The following is a 13,010-nucleotide window of genomic DNA, read 5'->3' as shown; positions in this document are numbered from 1 at the left end:
ATCGACGAGCCCCTGGATCAGGGAGGTGTCGCCGGTCATCCGCTCAGGCCGCCCTTCTTCGGTCCGTGTGCCCGGTGGGCAGGGTGTGCGGCTGTCCGTCCGGAGCCGTGAGTGCCGGAATGCGGTCCGGGAGGGTCCGCCAGACCTCGGGGGTGTAGAAGTGGCCGCCGGGCAGCACATCGTGCCGGTGGGCGGCGGTCGTGAGGCCGCCCCATCGGGTCCCGGCGTCATCCCCGACGACCGGGTCGTCGGCACCGGAGAAGACCTGGAGGGGGACGGTGACCTTCGCGCCGCCGTAGGTGAAGGTGTCGCGGACCCGGATGTCGGCGCGCATCAGCTCCACGGCCATCTCCGTCAGGTCCTCGTCACCGAGGACATGAGCGGGCAGCAGCCCGTGGGTGCTCATCCACGTCAGGAGCTCGCCGTCCCCGTCGCGCTGGGCGGGGAACCGGTCCCGTGCGGTCAGCCCCCGGTCCGGGGCGTTGCACGACGACACCACCAGCGCCTCCGGCGCGGGGTCGCCCGCCGCGGCCAGGCGGCAGGTCACGTCGAAGGCCATCCAGCCGCCCATGCTGTGCCCGAAGAGGACGTACGGGCCACCGGCCGCCGTGGCGGCGCGGACGGCCGCGGTGGCGTCCTCGGCGAGGGCGCCCCAGCTGTCGGCGAAGTCCTCGACGAAGCGCCCCTCACGGCCCGGGTAGCACACCGCGAGGAGGTCGGTGGCGGCCGGCATCGCCGCGGCCCACTTGTGGTAGGCGGCCGTGCCGCCGCCGCAGAAGCCGAGGCACACCAGCGTCCGCTCCGCGCCTTCGGTCCGCTTCAGGGCGACCACCGTGGTGTCCGGTACGGCGCTCATGACGTACTCCCCGCGCGCAGCGACTCGGCGTGCCCGGCGAGGTCGCGCAGGCGCGGGTGCCGGTAGACGTCCTTCGTCGGCATGACCACACCGATCCGTTTCTTCAGCCGGGAGACGACGCGCAGCGCCACCAGGGAGTGGCCGCCGAGCGCGAAGAAGTCGTCGTCCGGGTGGATGTCCTCGCGGCCGAGGACCTCCGACCACACGCCGGCGATCAGCTCCTCGATCTCGCCGTCGAGGCCGGGGCCGGAGCGTTCCGTCCCGGCTTCCGGCGCCGGCAGGGCACGGACGTCGACCTTTCCGCTGACGGTCATCGGCAGGGCGTCCAGGGCCACGAAGGCGGCCGGGACCATGTAGCCGGGCAGGGCAGCCGTGGTGTGTGCCCGGAGTTCCTCGGGGGTGAGGCCCGCGCCGTCGGCCGGCACATAGTGGGCGAGGAGTTCGGTCCCCTGTCGTACCGTCGCCACCGCGGCGGTGACACCGGGGTGCGAGCGCAGCGCCGCCTCGACCTCGCCGAGCTCCACCCGGAAGCCGCGGACCTTGATCTGCCGGTCGGTGCGGCCCAGGAACTCCAGGGTGCCGTCTGCGCCCTGGCGGACCTCGTCGCCGCTGCGGTACATGCGGGTGCCGTCCTCGGCGAAGGGGTCGGCGACGAACCGCTCGGCGGTGAGCGCGCGCCGGCCGGTGTAGCCGTTGGCCAGGCCGGGCCCCGCCAGGTAGAGCTCACCGGCCGTGCCGACGGGGGCGGGGCGCAGGGCGGTGTCGAGGACGTACGCCCGTACCCGGGGCAGGGGGCTGCCCAGGTGCGGGCCCGGGCCCTCGATGCGGCAGGCGGTGGCGTCGACGGTGGTCTCGGTGGGTCCGTAGAGGTTGAACGCCTCGATCCGGCCCTCGGCCCACGTGTCGGCCAGCTCGCGCCACATGCGCGGCGGCACCGGCTCGCCGCCGATGAGGAGGCGCAGCATCCGCTCGGGGGGCGCCTGCGGCAGCAGTTGGGGGGCGAGTGCTTCCCAGTGGGAGGGGGTGAGGTCGAGGTCGGTCACCCGGTGCTCGGCGAGGAGCGCGGCCAGCCGGTGGGGGTCGGTACGGTCCGCGTCGCCGAGGACGACCAAGGTGTCGCCCCGGCACACGCGGACCCACTGCTGGACGGAGGCGTCGAAGGACAGGCTCGCGTTCCAGGCCACGACCCGGTGGCTGTCCGCGTACACGCCCCGCTGTTCCAGGCCGGCGATGAGGGCGGCGACGCCGCCCCGGCTGATCTCGACGCCCTTGGGGGTGCCGGTGGAGCCGGAGGTGTGGATGACGTACGCCGGGTCCTGGGCGGACGGTTTCCCGCGCGGCGGCGCGGTGGCGCCCGTGGGTCCGGGGGCGAGGACCGGCACGCCGGTGAGCCAGGCGGGGGTGGTGTCCGTCACCAGTGCGCTCAGCCCGGCGTCGGCGGCGACGCGGGTGAGCCGGGCTTCGGGGTGGGCCGGGTCGAGGGGGACGTACGCGGCACCCGCGCGCCACACCGCGAGCGGTGCCGCGGCCCAGTCCACGCCCCGGGGCAGGCCGACGCCGACCCGGTCGCCCGGCCCGATGCCCAGGGCATGGAGGCGGCCGGCGAGATCGGCGGTGCGGGCGTCGAGTTCGGCGAAGGTGAGGGTGCCGTCCGGGCCGATGACGGCCGTGCGGTCCGGCATGGCCCGTACGGTCTGCCGGAACCGGTCCACCGGGTCGGCGGGGAGCGGGAGTTCGCGGGCATCAGCCATGTGAGGGCACCGCCTCCGGTGCCGGGCGGGGCGTGTCGGCGGCGGGCGGGGCGGTGGGGCGGCAGTCGGCGAGCGCCACGGGGGCGCCCATGGCCACCACGATGCGCCGGTCGCCGCGGAAGGGGTCGCGACCGTGGGCGGCCAGGACGTTGTCGACCAGCAGCAGGTCGCCCGGTTCCCACGCCCGGCGGACGGTGGCCGCCTCATAGGCGGCGTTGATGGTGTCGAGCTCGTCCCGGGTGAGGGGCAGGCCGTCGCCGAAGCCCGTGTTGAAGGGCAGGCCGTCGTGGCCGAGCTCGTCGACGAGGGTCTCGCGGACCTCCTCGTCCAGCGACCACTCGTTCCAGAACGCCAGGTGGTTGAACCACACCTCCTCACCGGTCTCCGGGTGATGGACGGTGCCGGGGCGCAGTTGGCGGGTGCGGAGGTTGCCGTCCTCGTCCCAGGCGCAGGAGATGAGGTTCCCGGCGCAGTAGCGCTCCACCTCGGCCGGGGAGTCGGTGGCGAACGCGGACTGCCAGTCCACCGAGAGGTGGTCGGAATAGGTGCGCCTGAGCAGCCAGCCGTGGGTCCGCATCCGCTCCACCAGGTGCGGGGGAAGGTTGCGCAGCACGCTGCGGCAGTCGGCGACGGGGGTGGCGCCGCCCTGCTCGGGTGCGGTGAGGCAGCCGAAGAGCAGCAGCCCGGGGAAGGTGAGGGTGTAGCTGTTCTCGTTGTGCATCCGGATCGGCTGGGCGGCGGGCAGGTCCGTGGAGGAGTAGACGTCGCCGCCGAAGTCGCTGCGGGGGGTGGCCTTCTCGCGGTACGGGGTGCGCTGGGGTATGAGGACGTCCCGGACCCGCGCGAAGGTGTCCACGCTGTGCACGGGCAGGCCGCGGACGTACACGGCTCCGTACGCCCGCAGGCCGGCGCGCAGTTCGGTGTGCGCGGACTCCAGCCAGGCGAGCGCCTCCTCGACGCCGGCCGGGTGGGGAGCCACGAGAGTGGCGGGCCCGCCCGGCTCGACGGTCCAGCGGGCGGTCACCGGGGGCCGCCCGAGACGCGGTGGCGGATCTCCAGGGTGCAGCACTTGACGCTGCCGCCGCCTTTGAGGAGTTCGGACAGGTCGACGCCGACGGGCCGGAAACCGCGGGCGGCGAGCTGGTCGGCGAGGGCGGTCGCAGCCTGCGGGAGGAGAACGTTGAGCCCGTCGGAGATGGCGTTCAGGCCGAACACCTCGGCGTCCGCCTCCTCGGCGAGGATCGCGTCGGGGAACATCTCCCGCAGCGTCCGCCGGCTCTCCTCCGAGAAGGCGGCCGGGTAGTACATGATCTCGTCGTCATCGAGGACGGCGAGCGCGGTGTCGAGGTGGTAGAAGCGCGGGTCGACGAGCGTCAGGCCGATGACGGGGACGCCGAACAGCTCCTGGGCCTCGGCGTGCGCGGCGGGTTCGGTGCGGAAACCCGTGCCGGCCAGCACCCGGCCGCCGGCCACCAGGAAGTCGCCCTCGCCCTCGTTGGTGTGCTCGGCGGCCTTCACCTCGGTGTGGCCGGCGTTCTCGAACCACGAGCGGTAGGCGGGGGCCTCGGCGGCCCGCTGCTCGTGCCGGAAGTCGGCGACCAGGACGCGGCCGTCGTGGACGGTGGCGCCGTTCGCGGAGTAGACCATGTCGGGCAGGCCGGGTATCGGCTCGATCAGCTCGACGGTGTGGCCGAGCTGCTGGTAGAGGTCGTACAGCCGCTCCCACTGGAGCACGGCCAGCGCGGTGTCGACCGGCTTGGCGGGATCCATCCAGGGGTTGATGCGGTAGTCGACGGTGAAATACGTCGGACGGCACATCAGGTAGTGCCGGAGCCGGGCCGTACGGGCCGGCCGTCGCTGTTCGGGCATGGGGGGTCTCCGGTCGGGTGGATTGCGCGGGCGGGGCGGGGAGGGCCGGGCTAGGACTCGCGGGTGAGGGCGACCAGGGAGGCCGGGCGCATGTCGGTCCAGTTCCGCTCGATGTGGTCGAGGCAGGCAGCTCGGGTGTCCTGGCCGTGGACGACGGTCCACCCGGCGGGCACGTCGATGCCCGCGGGCCAGAGCGAGTGCTGGTTCTCCTCGTTCGTCAGGACCAGGTACTCGCCGTCGTCGCCATCGAAGGGGTTGGTCATGGGGGAATTCCCTCTCTCGTGGATGGGGTGGCAGGGGTCCCGGGTAGGGCGGTCACCGCCACGGCAGGGCGGTGCCGGTGACCGACGGGTGTCACAGGTGGGCGGAGGCCGGCCCTACGCGGGGCGGACGGAGCGGACGCTCCAGTCGTGCAGGAGCGGGGACATGGCCGGCGCGCGTCGGCAGATGCCGAGGGCGGCGGCCTCGGCGGCGGCCTCGGGGAGTGCCGCGGTGAAGATCCCCGGATGGAGACGGCCGGGAGCACAGTGGGCGCTGATGTGCTCCAGCTGGTCCTCGGCGGCTGCCGCGACCCACAACACGGCGGCTACCTGTGCTCCGTCGAGTACGCGACGGGAGCCCGTCCCGGTGGCGCCGGAGTGATGACGGTCAGTTGCATGGTCGGGGGTAGGTCAGTCCCGGATCACAGCGATCGCACCACCTGAGAGGTCGGGGCCTGCCGGGCGGCGGTGGCCCGGACGGCCGGACTGCCGGGATGCGGGTGCGGACTGCCATGGGAAACGCCTTGTCTCATCGAGCTGATCTGGCTGCTGGTACTCCTGAAGCAGGTCGGGTGGCCGGTCCTTCCGCGCCGTCCCGGTGGGCACCATCCTCGTCGGCCGATCAGCGGTCGCGGAACCGGTTCGGGCCGGTCTAAACCGTCCAGGCCGGTTTGTGACACGGATCGGCAGGAGCCTTCAACGCGTGTTGATCCGCTGTTGACCGGCTCCTGTTCGAGCTCCGGCTGATCCAGGAGTCCTTCTGTCCGGCCAGGAACGTGCCCTGCTCGCCTACATCTGGCTGTGCGGGGCCAGGCTTTGCGCGCTCGCTCGATGTCGGCGGCGAGGCCGGTCGCATCCGGTACCGGCGGCAGGATGTCGGTGTCAGGGAGCCGCTGGACCAGCCTGTCGAGGTAGAGCTGCCGTTCCTCCCGGGACTGGCTGGGGCCGTGAAGGGCGGCCCGCCACGACTCCTCGGTCCAGCGGCCGATGTCGACTTCCCGCTTGATGAACTCCTCGTTGTACTGCTTCGCCCGTTCCACGAGCGCGTCCCGGATCTCCGTGTCGAACTGCTTGCGCAGCTTCCGGGAAGGTCCTTGATCTGTTCGCGCGCCGCGCGCTCGGCGAGCGTGGGAGGGAGCTCACCGGGTCACCGCGGTTCGTCGGCCGTATGACGGACGCGGAACGGGATGCCGGCGGCCCGCAGCCGCTCGATCAGGGCGTCGCCCATGGCCGTAGCCGTCGTGACCTGCCCCGATGTTGTGGGCAGATCGTCCAGGGCGAGGCACAGCGACGCCTCGGCCAGCATCTTCGCGGTCTCGCCGTAGCCCGGGTCGCCGCCCGAGACCTCGGTGAACACCCGACGGCCGCCCCCTTCACCCACGGCCCGCACCTGGAACCAGGCGCGGGCACGCTGCTCCGGGCTCGGGCCTCTCCCCGGTGCGTAGCGATCCGTCAACCAGGACCGGACGAAAGGCAGCTGTGCCGCGGCGGCCAGCGCGCCCACGCCGATCGGCCCGGCCAGGGCCATGGGCAGCGTCTTGACGGACGCGTAGTGGCGGTAGCGGAAGTCGGGGCCGTACCGCTCCAGCGCGGCGGCCGACCGGCACACGATCCGGGGGTCGAGGGTGGGCAGCGGCAGCGCCCACGTGCCCGTCTCCTTGCTGAACCGCGGCGCCCCCAGCGGAGCCCGCACCCGGCGCAGGGCCGACCGCGGCTCGTACCGGCGGCGCTCCCGGGCCGCGGCCTTCGCCTGGCGCTGTCGCGCGGCGATCGTCAGGGACGTCGCCAGTGTCCCGCCGGAGATGATCCCCGACGCCCGTACGAATCCGTCGACCGTCAGCGGCACCCCTTCCGGCAGCTGACGGACGGTGAAGTACGCGAGGAGGTCGTGCGGCATCGAGTCGAAGCCGCAGGCGTGCACGATCCGCGCGCCGGTCTCCCGGGCCCGCGCGTCGTGGCGTACCCACATGAGATCCACGAATTCCGGCTCGCCGGTGAGGTCCGTGTAGTCGGTACCGGCCTCCGCGCACACGGCCACCAGTTCCCGCCCGTGCAGGATGTACGGGCCGACGGTCGAGGCGACGACGTGGGTCGACTCGGCCAGCGCACGCATCGCGGCCGGGTCGCCCGCATCCGCGGTCACCACGGCCACCTCCGCGGCCCGTGCCGAATCGAGCGCGGCCAGCCGGTCCCGCAGCCGCTCCAGCTTCTCCCGGCTGCGCCCGGCGAGCGCCCATCGGCATCCTCGCGGTGCGTGCGCCAGCAGGTACTCGGCGGTGAGCTCACCGACGAACCCGGTCGCCCCGAAGAGCACGACGTCGTAAGGACGTTGTGGACGTGACTGCCTGTTCATGGAACCTCCGGATGCTGGGGTGTCGACGGCGCGGGGCGCCCCTTGCCGCCCGTCCGCCTCGGAGTCGATTCTCCGCGCGCCTTCGGGCGTCGCGGACGCACGGCGGCGTCGGGCCGCGTGTCGAACGGCCACAAGGGCGAAGGCCGCCGCGCGATGCGCGGCGGCCTCGGTCTTCACACCTCGGTCAGATGCGTTCGGTGTACCACGCGCCCTGGCCGTCGCAACCGCTCGCACGGTAGGTGGTGCTGCGGTAGCCGGGCGGAATGGGCGAGCCGGGGCAGGTCCAGATGCCGTCGCGGACGAGCTCGTGGTACCAGGCGCCGATGCCCTGGCAGTAGCTGCGGTTGAAGCCGGTGGTGACATAACCGGGTGGGATGGGCGAGCCCGAGCAGGTCCAGGTGCGGTCCTTGGCGAGCTTGTGACGCCACTGGCCGATGCCGTTGCATCCGGTGCGGTCGTAATCGGTGATGACGTAGCCGGGCACGATCGGCGAGCCCGAGCAGGTCCAGATGCCGTCCTGCACCGGCTCCTGGTACCAGGAGCCCGCCCCCTTGCAGCCGGTGCGGTCGTACGCGGTGATGACGTACCCGCTGGGAACGGGCGCACCGGAGCAGGACCACTGCCCCCGGGGCTTCGCCGCATGGGGCGCCGCGGCGGCCGTGCCGGCCGCGGTGCCGGTGAGGACGGTCGCGATCAGCGCCACCACTCCGGCGACCGCGGCGATCCTGCCACGGACGGCCGTCATCATCACACCGCTCCACAGGTTCCGCTTCTGTCTGTCCAACTCACCAGTCCTGTCTTCACAGTTACTTCACAGCTGTCGCCACCAAGGACAGCGGACGGGGACGCGAAAGTCATCTCGTCCGGCTGTGATGTGAGAAAGGCGTCACGCTCCGCAAACAGCGATCATGACGGAGCGCACCTGGTATGAAGTGTTGTCGGACCGCACCTACCACACGCTTCCGGTTCGCGGCTCTTGTCCGGGCGGGTTACGGCGTGGAGCGGAGCCGTGTCAGTAGAGCTTGTTCACCGCCGTGCGCGTGGTCTTCTTGAAGCCGGGCAGGGGGATGCCGTCGAAGGTTCCCATCTGGCCCCAGTGCACGACGGTGACCGTCCTTCCGTCGCGGCCGACGGAGAAGAGATGGACGTCGTTGCCGGTCCAGGCGTGCGTGGTGCGCACGCCATGGACCCGGGCGCCTTCCTCCACGTCGATCCGGCCGTAGTCCCGCCACTCCGCGGTGACGTCCGGATCCTCCTGCTCGGCCTTGTCCGCGCATTGCCTGACCGCGTTGTTCAGAAGCGTGGCCAGGGTCTTGGCCCGGGCCTCGTCGCGTTCGACCACCGTGATCTGCTCCGCGTTGGTGTCGAACTCCGTCCAGAAGTCACGGTACTGGGAGGTGGCCCCGGGCAGGGTCGCGCCCACGCAGAACGGCAACGGGTCCGGTACCCCACTGGTCACCGGGCCGCCGTACCAGGCCGATCCCGGGTGCGGCGGAAGCTGGGCGGGGTCGAGGAAGGCGGGGCCGGCCGCCGCGGCGGCCGCGGGATGCGCGGTCACGGCGGCGGCCGCCCCCGCCACGACGGTCAGGACGATGGCTGCGGCGCGGCGCAGGCGGACGCGGTGGGTCATCATGTTCCCCGTTCAGCACGGTGTCCGATGGTGAAGGCCCGCCCGACGACGCCGGGTCCGCCGGGCGTGGTGCGGGCCGGTGCCGGGCGCTTGCGTGCGCGCCCCGGCGGTTGTTCCTCCAGCTTCCGCAACGGCGCCTCCGGAGGCAAGGGTTCAGCCGTGGCGGGCCCGGACCCGTTCGCCCGGTGGTCACAGGAGCCGCTCGGCGAGGTAGCGCTGGAACTGCCACAGCGGGCGCTCCAGATGGGAGAACCGGCCGCCCGAGGGGGGCGGGTCGGAGGCGAGACCGCGTTGTACGCCCCGTATCGCCACCAGGTCCTCCTCCTGGATCAGGGTGATCTGCTCGCGGAGGCGGACCAGGTAGTTGTCGAAGTCGGGCGTCCGCGGCGCGTCGGGCGGAACCATGACGGTGATCCGCGTGTCGTGGGTGGTGGGACCGGTGGGCATCCAGCGGATCCAGACGGCGCTGTCGGGCACGACCGCCAGGACGAACTGGGGGAAGATCCCGGCGATCAGCATTCCCGGCGGGTCCTGCCCGTCCCGTCCGTTCGCCGGCCCTGTTTCCCCGTCCCGGTCCGGCCGGCCGCGCGATGGCTCACCATCGGGTGCGGCAGCGGCTACGGCCTCTGCCGAGTAGGGCGTGAACATGGTGAACCAGCGGCCGTCGCACTCGTCGACCCGGGTGTCGCGACCCGGCAGGACGGGCTCCAGGGTGGCGGCGTGGGTGCCCATGTGGTGGTAGTTCTCCGAGCCGTTCTCGACCGCCACTTTCCAGTTCGCCGGGATGTCCCGCCAGTTCTTCGTCTCCACACTCACCCAGTCCTCCAGCCCGTGACCGCGCAGGACGCGGTCGAGGCCCTCGAGCTCGGGTGCCGGTGGCTCCGCGTCGGGGTCGAGATTGAGGAGGACGAAACCGTTCCACACCTCGACGGGGTGAGCCGGGAGTCGGCAGGACGCATTGTCGAATTCGACGTCCCGCATCAGCGGAGCTCCGGCGAGCCGGCCCACGTGCTGACCGTTCAGCCGGTAGGTCCAGGTGTGGTACGGGCAGGTCAACCGCTTGAGGCTGCCTTGTTCGGGGGTCGTCTCCGGGGGCAGGACGTCCATGAACCGGTGTCGGCAGACGCGGGAGAGCGCGTGCAGCTCGCCCTCCTCGTCCCGGGTGATCACCAGTGGCACGCCGAGGACGTCCAGCCGCAGATAGCTGCCGGGCTCGGGGATTTCCTCGGCCCGTGCCACGCAGAGCCACTCCCGGCCGAAGATGCGCTCGGTCTCGCGCGTGTACATCTCGGGTGAGGTGTAGGCAGCGGGCGGCAGGGTCTCGCCCCGTTCGAGAGGAAGCGCGGCCACGCGTCGCAGTTCGGCCAGGGTCGCGGACAGCGCGCCCGGTTCCGACGCGGGGGTTTTCCTATGTGCGGTCATGATGGGGAGTCCTTTCTTCTGTGTCATGTGCCTGGGGGTCGTATGTCCGGGGCGCCACGCGCGGGTGCCGGGTACGCAGCGGCACCGTGCCGAACAGGGACAGTCCGCGCCGGCGCGCGCAATGGCGGCTGTAGAGAACGGTGACGATCGCGGCGAGGCCGAGCAGGGCCAGCCCCTTGGCCCGGTTGAGTGCCGGTACCGCCTCGACGGCGCAGGTCGTCGCGATCGTCACGCCCACGACGCAATCGAGTACCTGACCGCAGCCCCACAGGACCGTCAGCCTGGTCAGTGCGCCGCGCAGGGCCGGTGATCGGTGCCAGGCCGCGTCACGGCCGTGTTGTGCGGCCGGTGCGGACCAGTACTGGCCCATCTGGAAGGCGAAGGGCCTGGCGGTCAGGAGCGAGCCGAGGATCCAGACGCCGGCGGCCACCGACAGGCAGGCGTCCTTGACCAGGAGGACCCGTGGATCGCCCGTGAACAGCGACGTGACCACGCGGACCGCCAGCATGCCGATCATGAAGGTTTCGAAGCCGGCGACGTGCCGCCGTGCGGCCAGCATGACGGCGACCCGTCCCACCGGGACGGTTCCGCTGAGCATCAGCGCCTGCCACTGCCCTGTGCCCTGGGACCGCAGTACGTAGTAGACGGTCAGCGGGAGGGCCACGTCGAACAGGAGCGGGGCGGCCAACGCTCTCCATGCCGGGGCCTCGGATGTCACGGTCCGGGCGTTCGATGGCGTCATACGTAAAACGGTAGATAAGGAGCATGCGGGATGAATCGCCGCAGCGGACCAGATCCCCACTACATCCTTCGTATGAGTCGTCGGCAAGAGCCTCCTCCGGTGGGCCCGGAATCAAGCGAAGGCCAGAGGTTCCTCCGGGGGCCCGATAGGCTCGCCCCCTGATCGTCATCACTCGCAGGAAGACGTGCCACATGCACACGTGGGACAGGACGCTCACTGCAGCGGGCATCGGCGACCCCCGGCTGCGCGCCGACTACACCCGGCAGCGTGATCGTGTCTCGGCGTACCGGCGCCACGCCTATGTCGCCGTACGGCTGTTGCTACCGCCGGCGCTCGTTCCGCACGTGATCGCCGCCACCGCGTTCATGCACCACACCGACACCCTTCTCGACGCGAGCCCCGGGGGCACGCACACCGAGGATTCCTGCATCGTGTGGGAAAAGCGCGTCCGCGAGGGGCTGGCGACCGGGAACAGCGGGGACCCCGTCCTCCGCCCGCTCCTGCACACCGTCGCGGTCCACCCGCGCCTGCGAGGCCACGTCGAGGACTTCCTCGCCGGGGCGCCCGTGGACCGCGACTTCACGGGCTTCTCCGACGAGGCGGACTACCAGCGGTACGTCGACGCGTACTCGCTGCCCGCGTTCATGCTCATCGCCTGCCTGCTCCTGTCGCCGGACGCCGACGCCGATCTGAGCCACGGGCTGTGCCGTGCGTACATCGACGGCAGCCAGCGACTCGACTTCGTCAACGATCTCGCCGAGGACCTGCGGGACGGCAGACTCACCCTCCCGGACGACGCGCTGGCGCACCACGGCGTCTCCCGGGCCGACCTCGAGCAGGGTCGGGAATCCCCGGAGGTTCGCGCCCTGATCGAGGCCCTCTTGGCGCAGGCCCGCCGGGACCTGCTCACCAGCCGACGGCTGCCCGACCTCGCGCCGCCCGCCCATCGCGCGTTCACCCGGGCGGTCATCGCGCTGGAGGTACTCACCGCTGACGCGGCCGCGGCCAAGGGCACGGGCGTCCTGCGCGACGCGGCGCGGCCTTCCGTACCCGCCGCGGTGGGTGTGCTGGTCCGTGAATACCGTCGGCGTGGTCGCTGATCCGATCCCGCGAACAGCCGCGGTGAAGTCCGCAACCGTGTCCTCGACCGGTAGGACGTAGGGCAGCGGGACGACGTCCTCTGCGTCGCGGGCCGCCCAGGGCCCGCAGTCGTTTCCACCCGGGTGCCGCGGGGCAGACGGTTCATCCCTTGAGCCGTGTGGGCGGGGCCTGACGCGAAAGGCGACACAATGAGATGGTGGCCGGACCGCAGCGAAGCACGAGCGGCGCACGGGACGGGAGTGGCCGCGGCGGCGCGTGCGGGGCTGGCGGCGCGGGGGGTGCTCTACCTCCTCATCGCCGCACTCGCGCTGCGCATCGCCCTCATCGACGGCAGTGAGCAGGCCGACCGCGGTGGAGCGGTGCAGGAGCTGGCCGAGCGGCCCTTCGGCCGGGTGCTGGTCTGGGCGGTGGGCATCGGATTGATCGGCATGGCCTTGTGGCGGTTGTCGGAGGCGGTCTTCGGCGGGGCCGGCCCTGACGACTCGAAGGCCCGTAAGCGGCTGCTGTCGGCCGTGCGGTTCGTGTTCTACTCCGCCGTCGCCGGCTCGGTGATCGCCTTCGCGGCCGGTGAGCGGAGCAGCGGTGCCGGCTCGACCGACGAGCAATCGCGGGACGCGACGGCCCGCGTGCTGGACTGGCCGGGCGGCCAGGCGCTGGTGGCCGCGGCGGGGGCCGGGGTGGCGGCGGCGGGGGTCTGGATCACGGTCAGGGCGGCCACGCGCGCGTACCGCCGGCATCTGAAGCCGGCGCAGATGTCCCCGGCCACGCGCAGGACCGTCGATGTCCTCGGCGTCGGGGGCGGGGTCAGCCGGGGGCTCGTCTTCGCGGCGGCGGGCGGATTCGCCATCCGGGCGGCGGTCACGTACGACCCGGATCACGCCAAGGGGCTGGACGACACGCTTCGCACCTTCGCCGACACCCCGGCCGGCCCGTGGCTGCTGGCTGTGGTCGCGGTGGGGCTGGCGCTGTTCGGGCTGTTCTCCTTGGCGATGGTGCGCTGGCGGAACTTCTAGCCTGCCGCAGGAT

14 protein-coding genes are annotated in these 13,010 nt (G+C 72.2%); 2 read left to right on the top strand and 12 right to left on the bottom strand.

The genetic code is table 11. From position 1 onward, the window contains the following. Nucleotides 1-43: 43 nt before the first annotated feature. The 12 genes from FHS38_RS28255 to FHS38_RS28205 form a co-directional block, all read right to left on the bottom strand. Nucleotides 44-856, bottom strand: a complete 813-nt coding sequence (locus tag FHS38_RS28255) for a thioesterase II family protein (RefSeq protein WP_184738282.1) — start codon at nucleotides 854-856, stop codon at nucleotides 44-46. Further along, nucleotides 853-2,607, bottom strand: coding sequence for a non-ribosomal peptide synthetase (locus FHS38_RS28250; RefSeq protein ID WP_184738280.1), 1,755 nt, complete (start codon nucleotides 2,605-2,607; stop codon nucleotides 853-855). The genes FHS38_RS28255 and FHS38_RS28250 overlap by 4 nt, the downstream gene beginning before the upstream one ends. Then, nucleotides 2,600-3,631 carry a TauD/TfdA family dioxygenase gene (locus FHS38_RS28245; RefSeq protein WP_184738278.1) on the bottom strand — a complete coding sequence of 344 codons (1,032 nt, stop codon included), beginning with the start codon at nucleotides 3,629-3,631 and terminating at the stop codon, nucleotides 2,600-2,602. The genes FHS38_RS28250 and FHS38_RS28245 overlap by 8 nt, the downstream gene beginning before the upstream one ends. Beyond that, nucleotides 3,628-4,476, bottom strand: a complete 849-nt coding sequence (gene ddaH, locus FHS38_RS28240) for a dimethylargininase (protein WP_184738276.1) — start codon at nucleotides 4,474-4,476, stop codon at nucleotides 3,628-3,630. Before ddaH ends, FHS38_RS28245 begins: the two co-directional genes overlap by 4 nt. A gap of 50 nt (nucleotides 4,477-4,526) precedes the next feature. After that, nucleotides 4,527-4,739 carry an MbtH family protein gene (locus FHS38_RS28235; protein WP_184738274.1) on the bottom strand — a complete coding sequence of 71 codons (213 nt, stop codon included), beginning with the start codon at nucleotides 4,737-4,739 and terminating at the stop codon, nucleotides 4,527-4,529. Nucleotides 4,740-4,853: 114 nt separating this feature from the next. Next, a complete protein-coding gene (locus FHS38_RS28230; RefSeq protein WP_184738272.1) occupies nucleotides 4,854-5,057 on the bottom strand; it encodes a hypothetical protein in 204 nt (67 codons plus the stop codon). A gap of 101 nt (nucleotides 5,058-5,158) precedes the next feature. Continuing rightward, on the bottom strand, nucleotides 5,159-5,776 hold the full coding sequence (locus tag FHS38_RS34910) for a hypothetical protein (RefSeq protein WP_221495446.1): 618 nt from the start codon (nucleotides 5,774-5,776) through the stop codon (nucleotides 5,159-5,161). Nucleotides 5,777-5,883: 107 nt separating this feature from the next. Next, nucleotides 5,884-7,089 carry a saccharopine dehydrogenase family protein gene (locus tag FHS38_RS28225; protein ID WP_184738270.1) on the bottom strand — a complete coding sequence of 402 codons (1,206 nt, stop codon included), beginning with the start codon at nucleotides 7,087-7,089 and terminating at the stop codon, nucleotides 5,884-5,886. 184 nt (nucleotides 7,090-7,273) lie between these two features. After that, a complete protein-coding gene (locus FHS38_RS28220; protein WP_260420987.1) occupies nucleotides 7,274-7,873 on the bottom strand; it encodes a hypothetical protein in 600 nt (199 codons plus the stop codon). 228 nt (nucleotides 7,874-8,101) lie between these two features. Next, the gene (locus FHS38_RS28215) at nucleotides 8,102-8,722 is read right to left on the bottom strand and encodes a hypothetical protein (RefSeq protein ID WP_260420986.1); all 621 of its coding nucleotides are present in this window, start codon (nucleotides 8,720-8,722) and stop codon (nucleotides 8,102-8,104) included. A 186-nt stretch (nucleotides 8,723-8,908) separates the two neighbouring features. After that, nucleotides 8,909-10,141, bottom strand: a complete 1,233-nt coding sequence (locus FHS38_RS28210) for an aromatic ring-hydroxylating oxygenase subunit alpha (RefSeq protein ID WP_184738266.1) — start codon at nucleotides 10,139-10,141, stop codon at nucleotides 8,909-8,911. Beyond that, nucleotides 10,128-10,883 carry a VC0807 family protein gene (locus FHS38_RS28205; protein WP_184738264.1) on the bottom strand — a complete coding sequence of 252 codons (756 nt, stop codon included), beginning with the start codon at nucleotides 10,881-10,883 and terminating at the stop codon, nucleotides 10,128-10,130. The genes FHS38_RS28210 and FHS38_RS28205 overlap by 14 nt, the downstream gene beginning before the upstream one ends. A 191-nt stretch (nucleotides 10,884-11,074) precedes the next feature. Between FHS38_RS28205 and FHS38_RS28200 the strand changes: the two genes are divergently transcribed. Together FHS38_RS28200 and FHS38_RS28195 are read left to right on the top strand one after the other, a co-directional pair. Further along, on the top strand, nucleotides 11,075-11,983 hold the full coding sequence (locus tag FHS38_RS28200; RefSeq protein WP_184738262.1) for a phytoene/squalene synthase family protein: 909 nt from the start codon (nucleotides 11,075-11,077) through the stop codon (nucleotides 11,981-11,983). A 189-nt stretch (nucleotides 11,984-12,172) separates the two neighbouring features. Further along, entirely contained in the window at nucleotides 12,173-12,997 is an 825-nt protein-coding gene (locus tag FHS38_RS28195) for a DUF1206 domain-containing protein (RefSeq protein WP_184738261.1), read from the top strand. The last annotated feature ends 13 nt before the right edge of the window (nucleotides 12,998-13,010 follow it).

Source organism: Streptomyces netropsis (genome assembly GCF_014203545.1).
In the GTDB taxonomy this organism is placed as follows: Bacteria; Actinomycetota; Actinomycetes; order Streptomycetales; family Streptomycetaceae; genus Streptomyces; species Streptomyces netropsis.
The sequence above is the reverse complement of the archived record's forward strand: the minus strand, read 5'-3'. Positions and strand labels throughout refer to the sequence as shown.

Bases quoted from the DNA above. Each gene is read 5' to 3' on its own strand.
- FHS38_RS28255 (WP_184738282.1), bottom strand. From the start codon at position 856: ATGAGCGCCGTACCGGACACCACGGTGGTCGCCCTGAAGCGGACCGAA.
- FHS38_RS28250 (WP_184738280.1), bottom strand. From the start codon at position 2,607: ATGGCTGATGCCCGCGAACTCCCGCTCCCCGCCGACCCGGTGGACCGG.
- ddaH (WP_184738276.1), bottom strand. From the start codon at position 4,476: ATGCCCGAACAGCGACGGCCGGCCCGTACGGCCCGGCTCCGGCACTAC.
- FHS38_RS28235 (WP_184738274.1), bottom strand. From the start codon at position 4,739: ATGACCAACCCCTTCGATGGCGACGACGGCGAGTACCTGGTCCTGACG.
- FHS38_RS28225 (WP_184738270.1), bottom strand. From the start codon at position 7,089: ATGAACAGGCAGTCACGTCCACAACGTCCTTACGACGTCGTGCTCTTC.
- FHS38_RS28215 (WP_260420986.1), bottom strand. From the start codon at position 8,722: ATGATGACCCACCGCGTCCGCCTGCGCCGCGCCGCAGCCATCGTCCTG.
- FHS38_RS28210 (WP_184738266.1), bottom strand. From the start codon at position 10,141: ATGACCGCACATAGGAAAACCCCCGCGTCGGAACCGGGCGCGCTGTCC.
- FHS38_RS28205 (WP_184738264.1), bottom strand. From the start codon at position 10,883: ATGACGCCATCGAACGCCCGGACCGTGACATCCGAGGCCCCGGCATGG.
- FHS38_RS28200 (WP_184738262.1), top strand. From the start codon at position 11,075: ATGCACACGTGGGACAGGACGCTCACTGCAGCGGGCATCGGCGACCCC.
- FHS38_RS28195 (WP_184738261.1), top strand. From the start codon at position 12,173: ATGAGATGGTGGCCGGACCGCAGCGAAGCACGAGCGGCGCACGGGACG.